A 7,652-nucleotide genomic window follows, 5' to 3' on the forward strand; every position below is an offset into this window, starting at 1 on the left:
AGCGGTGCCGCAGCCGCGGCTGGACCTGGCGCGCCAGCTCGTCCCCGCCGACGGCACCTGCACGCCGGTCGCGGACCTCACCGCGGCCACCGTGGTCGAGCGAGCCCGCGATTTCCTCACCCGCACCACGGGAACCGAAATCGACTCCGCCACAGTGGAAACGAATGCCACAGCGCTGCAAGCCTTCCTGCACGACACCCGAATCACCCACACCCTGGCCATGCGCCGAACCGAGGAACTCGGCCCGACGGTGGTCTCCTCGGACTACGGCCCGCTGACCTTCCTGGCCAACCTCGGCTTCGACATCTACGAAGGCAAGGCCCTCGACACCGTCCCCCTCGCCGATTTCACCGTCGAGAACACCCTCGACCTGGTCGCCCTCGCCCTCGACACCACCAGCTTGCTGCTGACCACCGGCACCACCCTGCTCAGCCTCACCGGGGTCGGCGCGCCCCTCTCGACCCCACTGGCCGCCGCTCAAACCCTCGCGTTCGCCCCTACAACCTACGGCGTACCTATCTTGAGAGGCGTCCTCCAATCCGTGTGCGCCAGCTAGCGAATTCCGAATCGCTCAGCCGTTCGCTAGGCTTTCACCCCAGCGATCGCAACCGTCCCATACGTCCCACGTTGTCCGCCTGAACGCACCTGGTGGCAATAGGTTTCGCAGTATTTGGTGCACCGTTCGGCATCGACATACCGGACGGTTGCCAAATTCGTTGCCAGAAACCTCGATAAAAGTTGAGGGCGGTCCTGAAACCTACTGGTCAGGACCGCCCTCGTGAGTAGCGGGGACAGGATTTGAACCTGCGACCTCTGGGTTATGAGCCCAGCGACCTACGGCTTGGACAGCAAGTACGAGACATTCTGCTGGGACATGCCGGACAAGTCCGCGAGGCGGTCTTGCGTGTAGTAGTCGGGGTCGGCAGCGCGGAGTTTGCGAAGCAGGCTCAGCCGGGCCTGCATGGCCCTCTCCCCCAAGGTGTTGAGTCGGGTGTACTCGCGGAAATGCGCCTGGATCAGCGCGTCGCGGTCGTTGTCGTTCATCACCTGGCCACCACCAACCCACAGTACAAACAGCTTGTGCCCCGATCGAGTCTCCGAGCCACTGACCGCACAGCGGCGCCGCCAGTGCTGATTGCCGCAAGATAGCTGTGCTGAAGAACTCGTCGGCGAGTCGCCATCCGACACGCCGACCAGTCGATGGCGCAGAGGTCGCTCGAGCTCCCTACGCGGACAGACGCATGCGAACTGCGCCGGGCAGCCGCCCGCATCTCGGTGGCGACACTTTCGGGTTGCGCCGGCACCGGGATACCGCAGGAACGGACGGGAATCAGGCTCCAGTTTTCGCTCCACGTTTCACGGCCGAAAACGAGGAATCCCCAGGAAACGGCGGGAACTCCAAGGCTGTGGTCACAGATCGAAAGCCGTTGGAAGAGAGGAATTTCCACCTGTTGATGGCGCATCGGAAAACAAGATCGCGTTACCCACTCTGATACGCCATGAACACACTGAACGTCAAGGTCACAGCGTTGCGTCTTCATTAAGCAGCCTCCAGATTCCAACTTTGCTCCAACCTCGAGGGTTTCAACGCCTCCATCGCCTCGGCGTTGTCCATTCCGATCGCGCCGCCTTCAACCTGATCTCGGCGACGCCGTCGCGGTCGATCAGGCCGTCGAAGTACGAGCTCCCGCTCTGCGTCCAAGGACGAGCGCCACTGCTGGCTGGTGGCATTCGAGGCCCTCAACTCCGACCGACGGCCCCAAATCAGGATGGGCCGCAGCCGAACATGGGCTGTGCGGTCCGTCCTTCCCGCTGTGGGCCGTACTCCACGTCAATGACCGACAACGGCTCTACGTCGATGATTTCGGTGAGGAATCCAGCAGCCTCGAGCCCGTCGAGATCTTGCCGAGACCTGGTCGACCAACACTGCACCGACCCCGCCGCCCTCCCCATGGCCGCCATGAGCGAGATCGGCCGCCACATGCTCGCCACCGACGCCCACCACCGGCCGCCCGACATCCGCGCCGACCACACCGCCGCCGCAATAGCCGCCCACGGAATCCACACTCCCCCAATCGATTCGGACTTCTTCGACCGGCTCATCGACAACCTCCGGCAACGCTCGATACTCCCCCACCCATCGATCACGGCTGCTGACAGTCGGCGAGCAAAACACAGCCCGCTCGGTTCATTCGAATGAACCGCCCCCGCTATGGGCGCGCGATCGGCGCCGACTCATCAAGTGGCACTGGGCTTTCGGAGCCGTCCGGGCGAGGATTCCATACCGGTCAGCCTGGTGGATTCGTTCACCCGACAGCCACGAACCCACCAGACCTCTTCCAGAAAGCAGTGCTTTCGCTTGCCTCCCAGCGGGATTGCGATCAGCCCATACCGTTGGTGCCGGGCGTGCTGAGGATAACCAGATCACCCGAGCACCGGCCATCCGAGCAAACGTGCACACTGATCAACGGCCGCGCCGGCATAATCGTCGTCTCGGACATCGCTTGATCCCGATCAGATGCTGCGAAATTGAGCACCCTGTACCAGCGACTGTCGGCCCCTTCGACCCACAGTTCCCCGGAATGCCCCGCGCGGGCAAACAACCATACCCAGCCGTTGCGGTCCGCTTGTCCCTGCGCGTTCCCGTTCGGAGCGTCGGCGGTACGTGGATAGGCGGTGGCGTTGGGTGCGGCCAAGGCCAGGAGGGCGCCGGCGAATGCGCCAGCGACCAGAATTCGATGTTTCACAATGTCCCCTAGTAATTCTCGTTACCGCAGGAGCGGCAACGGTATACCTCGATCACGCCATTGGTGACCCTGTCCCACCAGGTGCTCTGGCGGCAGTACGAGCAGTAACGGCGATAAGCCACTTTTCTTTACTCCATTTCTCAATCAGCAGTGGGGGCTTTGGCCCGGCGAGATGAACCATGCCGCCGATCACGACGAGGATGACGAAGCACTCCGCGATCGGCGAGACAAGCACCCAGGTGCACCACCGAATCCGCTTGCGCCGCCGAGCTGCGCCACCGACTGCCACACTGGCAGGAATGTTGGCCGCGATTCGGCACCGCGGCAAGGGATGTGCGGATCATCGTGCGTGCGGATCAGTTCGCGCCGCCGTAGATGTTCAGCCATTGCGAACAATGACTCTCGTAGTTGTCCTTCGGTCGGGAGCTGCATGCTTGCACGGCCACGACATCGAATGGCGCGGTGTAGGTCTGTTGGTAGGCTCGGCGGCCCTCGACTCCTTCGCTGGATATCTGTGCGTCCCATTGGTCCCCGTGCGAGTTGCGCACGTGTACGGTCGCGTCCCAGCCGGTGTCGGCCCATGCCCAGACCCATCGGGGGTGGTTGGGGTCGATCTGGCCTTGGGCGTGCTGGTCGGTGGAGGTGGCGGTGCGGGACATCGTCGGGTTGGCGTGCGCCGACGATGTGGAGATCAGTGAAAGCCCTACGGCGATGGCCGCGATGGCGAACAAATTGGTCTTCTTCATTTCCTTTACTTTCTTCCTCAGTGTGAGGTGGTTCGATGTCAGCACGGGTTCGAGCCGAGTTCGTGTTTGTACCCGGTGATATCGGGCGGTCGACCGATGGTCTGTACTTTGCTGCCGTCCCAATGGAATTGCGCGCAGTAGTAAGTGGCGTCGGAACAGGCGTTGCATGTTCCGGGTATCTTGTAGCGCAGGCCGACGGTGTCGTCGGTGCTGCGGGTCGGGTCGGCGTTGATGAAGATGTTCGAGTTCGGTTGGGCCGTGCCGATGTATTGGCCGCGGTGGAACAACAGGACCTGCATGGGTGAGCTGAGTGACGCGCCCTCGACCGTGATCAGCGCTGCCGATAATGTCGAACAAATGTCGTTGACATCGGGTTTCGCGCCGACGACCGGCAGCGACCATTTCCAAGGCGGTCCCGATGACATGACTTGTATCGGTGCGAGGCTGGCGGCCGCATTGCGGATGACGGCGGGGTCCGCCGGGCAGGGCTTGTCCACGTTTGTCGCTGCGGGTTCGGGTGCGGCCGAAGGTTCGGCGCTGTGGCAGCCGGCCAGAGCGATGGCCGCGGCAAGCATGGTCATGGCCAGACATGTGTTGCGGTGCAAGTGATTTCCTCTCGATTGGAGCGTCAGGACCCGGTGAGAACACACACACGTGGTCCATCGCCGACGAGGCTGCGGGACCCATCGAGATGTCCATCTGCCATAGCGGTCGTGGCCTGCAAGGGCGACGCGATGAGGCCGCGTGCGTAGCGCACCGGATGGCCGTCACCCGAACACACCGGAGTAATCCGGAACGGCTGGCCGCTCCCAGTGCCGCCGTAGGTGTCGAGCAGCAGCGGCTGCCGCGGTTGCCCATCGACGGTCGTGTCGATTCGCAGCCGGAAGGACACCGCCGCGCGCTTCTGTGCGGTCACCTCGATGTCCATCCGGTCCGACCAGGACCGCAGCACGACATCGGGTTCATTCGCCGGGTATGGGCCGATCGGCGTGGAGGATAGGTATCCGGCCGAGCTCGGGTCCTGATCGGTCTGCCAGCGGCCCAGCGTCACCGAGTCCGGGTGTCCGGTGGTTGAGTCGAAATCCGCGCGCAGGCCGACCGGCGCCATGCCGTCGTTGTCGGTCAGCGGGTTGTACTCGAGTGCGGTTCCGGTGGCGGGGTCGGAGTATGTCACGTCGACCAAATGCAGGCCGGTGACCTCGACCGGACCTTTTCCTTTGTCGGACAGCGATATCGAGATACTGGCGCGCTGCCCGATCCAGCCCACGCCCGCGGTCGCCCACCTCAGAACCGAGTCGACCGATTCCAGCGAAACAGTGGACAGGTCGAAATTCGTGGAGGGGACCACTACGAGCAGTCCGGTCGTGGTCACTGCAGCGTCCGGAGCCGGTCCGGCGTAAGGATCTACGGGCGCTGTCACGGTCGGTGACAGCGTCGCCGCGGGAATCACCCGCGGTGCGGAGTCGCTGTCGCATGCGGTGTTCGCGGTCAAGGCCAGCGCCAGTACCACGGCCGATCGCGTCAGTCTCCTCCGATGTTGGGGGGCTGGAGGTTTCGCCATGTCGAACGTCTCGATTCTCAGGCGGCCGGGATCCAGCCCGGAGCACATACCTTGTTCGCGGAGACCCGAGCGTGCGCCGATGCCGTCGGTGCCAGCACAACGGCCGCCAGCGCGCCGGTCAGCGCTGCGGTGCGGAGCCAGGAGGATGCGGACATGATCGTGTCGCCTACGGGCGAGACCAGGCCGCGCAGGTGGCGTTGGCGCGGTCACACAAGGTGAATTCGAGGACCGCCGCGGGCAGACTCCGGGAGATGTTTCCGCCGGCCGCCACCGGGTACGAGTCGTCGTATTGGGGGCGATCGTGGAACTTGATGCGGACCATGCCCCCACCGGAATCCGAATCGGCCCACAGGTTCATGACCGTGAGGCGACCCGAACCGTCAGGCGTCCAGTGCACATGGCGACCGCACCAGGAGTACGCGCCGGAGTCCGTCAGCTCCGGGGCCATGGCGGTATCGCAGGACGCCGCGACTGCGGGGCCGGGCGAACCGAGCCAAACGCTGGAGGCGGCCCCGAGGGCGAGGGCGAAGGCGAAGGCATAGAGGGCGTGTCGGGTGATCGATTTCGGCTGCATGGTGGCTCCTGATGGTGCGACTGTCGCAATCAGCAGACCAACGGCGGCTGTGCGGAATGAAGTGCAGATGTCGAAAAGGTCTGCGGAAGTCATTGTGACCTGCGAATTTTCGAGGTGTGCGGATAGAATCCGAAGGTGCCCGACCCGCTTTCCGACCGGCCGTCAACGCCTTCCACCCGCCGGTTCGAACCGCACGAACTCCATGCGCAGGCGGCCGCTGTCACGGACCGGGAAAGCTTCGGCGCTCTGCTGTCGCGCGTCCTCGAGCTGGCAGGGATCTCGGTCGGCGCGGTGAAGTCGCAGCTGTCGGGCGGACGAACCGTGTACGACTGGTTCACCGGTGCCGCACTGCCACGCGACCGGGCCGATGCCCGCAAACTGGCAGATCTCCTCGGGCGGGCGCTGGCCCGTGAACACCCCGACATCGCAATCGCCGAGTCGATTATGCAAGCCTGGCAGCTGGCCGATGAGCAACGGCGCCGACAGGCCGCAGACCGCGCCGCCCGCAATCGCAACGGCACCGTCGAAGGGCGGAGGCTCGCCGAGGAGACAGTCCGACAGACCGAGCCGCAGAAACCGGACCGTGAAATCCCGCCGAACGGCAATCGACGGCCGCGGAGGCTCCACGCTGTGGCAATCGTGGTGGGCGCACTGTCACTGGTTGTTGCCGGCACGGGTGCGATCTGGTGGGCGGAAAGACATGCCTCTTCGACGAATCGGGCCGCGGGTGACGTCGACTGCGGCGGGCCGGCGATGGTGTCTGATTCTCGCCTGTTAGCCGGCCCCAATGCGGTTCGAGTGAATCCGGTGCTGGACTTCGGGCAGATGTTCGGATCGGCGTGGCATGTCAATCGCGAGGGCACGACCTATTACTGGGCCAAGGGCAACTCACAGCCAGGGGTTCGCGGCTCGATCGAATTGCGTTGGCGTACTGGCGATCAACCCTGGCATCTGTGCAACGTCGCAATCACCGGAGACGAAGGACACGAAGACCGGCGCACCCCCGCGATACCCACGATTATCGACGGTCGGCCCGTCACCGTCCGAGTCTGCCTACACCAGGCTGTACCGGAGATACAGAACTGCACCGACGAGCAATGATCAACCCGGCGCTGCTCCGACGGACCTGGGGAGCTCTGCGGAAGTCATTGTGACCAGCCGCCTTTCGCTGGTGTGTGGGTTAGACTCCCGATCGTGGTCGATGCGTCACCCGATTCGCATTCCGCGCTACCCGATCCCGCGAACGAGTCGTTCGACCCAGAGGATTGGGCGGCGCGCGCCGCTGCGGTGCGCACGCGCCAGGAATTCGGTGAACTGATCTCAGGCGTCGCCCGGGCGGCACGGATCTCGGTCGGCGCCGTCAAGACACAACTGTCCGGTGGTCGTACTGTCTACGACTGGTTCAAAGGGCGTTCGCTGCCTCGCGACGCCGGGGATGCACGTCGCCTCGCCGAATGCCTCAGCGCTTCCTTGGCCCGTCGCTACCCCCGGACCGATCTGACCGACCCCATCTACTATGCCTGGATCCGCCTGGCCGAACAGCGCCAAGAAGATGCCGCATTGCGGGCCACAGCGAATCGTAAAGTGGTAGTGAACGATTCGTCGCCATCCGATACGGCATCCACCTCCGAAAAACCCGAGCATGAGTCTCGTGGCAACCAGCCGCGCCCGGGGTTGCCGGGCAGCGATCGTCCCGCCGCTCAGCCGCCTGTGACCACCGCCGAGCAGCGGCTACCTCCCAGAACGTGGGGTTGGCTACGCGCACTGGGACGCGTCCGCGCCCTGCGGCGAATCGTGACGCCGGACCCCCGCGTGGTCGTCTTGGCTGTGGCGTTTTCGCTGATAGCCGCAAGCATCGGCGCGTTCGCGGCGACCCGGGCAGTGATCGGCCCCCGCCGGTACAGCATCACGCCCTGCGCCGAGGCGTTGCCTATCTACCCGCAAGGATTCGTGCGAATGTATGTCGCCGACGGACCGCCAGGAGATCCCCGGCCACGCCAGCATGCCGAATTGCGAATGCAGAC

The 7,652-nt window shown here is 64.4% G+C and carries 10 protein-coding genes and 1 pseudogene; 4 read left to right on the forward strand and 7 right to left on the reverse strand.

Going from position 1 to position 7,652, the window contains the following annotated elements; translation table 11 throughout:
* A pseudogene (locus tag ACWELQ_RS31610) lies at positions 1-556 on the forward strand (hypothetical protein); the annotation flags it as partial.
* A gap of 278 nt (positions 557-834) precedes the next feature.
* On the opposite strand, the gene ACWELQ_RS31615 reads toward ACWELQ_RS31610, so the two are convergent.
* Positions 835-1,047, reverse strand: coding sequence for a hypothetical protein (locus ACWELQ_RS31615; protein ID WP_452400693.1), 213 nt, complete (start codon positions 1,045-1,047; stop codon positions 835-837).
* A gap of 820 nt (positions 1,048-1,867) precedes the next feature.
* Here ACWELQ_RS31615 and ACWELQ_RS31620 point away from each other — a divergent pair.
* Positions 1,868-2,200 carry a hypothetical protein gene (locus ACWELQ_RS31620; protein ID WP_452400694.1) on the forward strand — a complete coding sequence of 111 codons (333 nt, stop codon included), beginning with the start codon at positions 1,868-1,870 and terminating at the stop codon, positions 2,198-2,200.
* A 181-nt stretch (positions 2,201-2,381) separates the two neighbouring features.
* Here ACWELQ_RS31620 and ACWELQ_RS31625 read toward each other — a convergent pair whose 3' ends face one another.
* The 6 genes from ACWELQ_RS31625 to ACWELQ_RS31650 form a co-directional block, all read right to left on the reverse strand.
* Positions 2,382-2,747 (reverse strand): hypothetical protein, encoded by a 366-nt coding sequence (locus ACWELQ_RS31625; protein WP_452400695.1) that lies wholly within the window; start codon positions 2,745-2,747, stop codon positions 2,382-2,384.
* A 356-nt stretch (positions 2,748-3,103) separates the two neighbouring features.
* Positions 3,104-3,493 (reverse strand): hypothetical protein, encoded by a 390-nt coding sequence (locus tag ACWELQ_RS31630; protein WP_452400696.1) that lies wholly within the window; start codon positions 3,491-3,493, stop codon positions 3,104-3,106.
* 38 nt (positions 3,494-3,531) lie between these two features.
* The gene (locus ACWELQ_RS31635; protein ID WP_452400697.1) at positions 3,532-4,074 is read right to left on the reverse strand and encodes an LppP/LprE family lipoprotein; all 543 of its coding nucleotides are present in this window, start codon (positions 4,072-4,074) and stop codon (positions 3,532-3,534) included.
* 47 nt (positions 4,075-4,121) lie between these two features.
* Positions 4,122-4,865 carry a hypothetical protein gene (locus tag ACWELQ_RS31640; RefSeq protein WP_452400698.1) on the reverse strand — a complete coding sequence of 248 codons (744 nt, stop codon included), beginning with the start codon at positions 4,863-4,865 and terminating at the stop codon, positions 4,122-4,124.
* Between the two features lie 206 nt (positions 4,866-5,071).
* The gene (locus ACWELQ_RS31645; RefSeq protein WP_452400699.1) at positions 5,072-5,209 is read right to left on the reverse strand and encodes a hypothetical protein; all 138 of its coding nucleotides are present in this window, start codon (positions 5,207-5,209) and stop codon (positions 5,072-5,074) included.
* 11 nt (positions 5,210-5,220) lie between these two features.
* Complete coding sequence (locus tag ACWELQ_RS31650; protein ID WP_452400700.1) at positions 5,221-5,628, reverse strand: hypothetical protein; 408 nt, start codon at positions 5,626-5,628, stop codon at positions 5,221-5,223.
* 135 nt (positions 5,629-5,763) lie between these two features.
* On the opposite strand from ACWELQ_RS31650, the gene ACWELQ_RS31655 reads away from it, so the two are divergent.
* Together ACWELQ_RS31655 and ACWELQ_RS31660 are read left to right on the forward strand one after the other, a co-directional pair.
* Complete coding sequence (locus ACWELQ_RS31655; RefSeq protein WP_452400701.1) at positions 5,764-6,729, forward strand: hypothetical protein; 966 nt, start codon at positions 5,764-5,766, stop codon at positions 6,727-6,729.
* Positions 6,730-6,822: 93 nt separating this feature from the next.
* On the forward strand, positions 6,823-7,652 hold an 830-nt coding region (locus tag ACWELQ_RS31660; RefSeq protein WP_452400702.1), incomplete at its 3' end, for a hypothetical protein.

The organism is Nocardia sp. NPDC004722 (assembly GCF_053601505.1).

What these genes read in the sequence shown, in the direction of transcription:
- ACWELQ_RS31645 (WP_452400699.1), bottom strand. Translation starts at nt 5,209, where the DNA reads ATGTCCGCATCCTCCTGGCTCCGCACCGCAGCGCTGACCGGCGCGCTG.
- ACWELQ_RS31635 (WP_452400697.1), bottom strand. Translation starts at nt 4,074, where the DNA reads ATGACCATGCTTGCCGCGGCCATCGCTCTGGCCGGCTGCCACAGCGCC.
- ACWELQ_RS31650 (WP_452400700.1), bottom strand. Translation starts at nt 5,628, where the DNA reads ATGCAGCCGAAATCGATCACCCGACACGCCCTCTATGCCTTCGCCTTC.
- ACWELQ_RS31630 (WP_452400696.1), bottom strand. Translation starts at nt 3,493, where the DNA reads ATGAAGAAGACCAATTTGTTCGCCATCGCGGCCATCGCCGTAGGGCTT.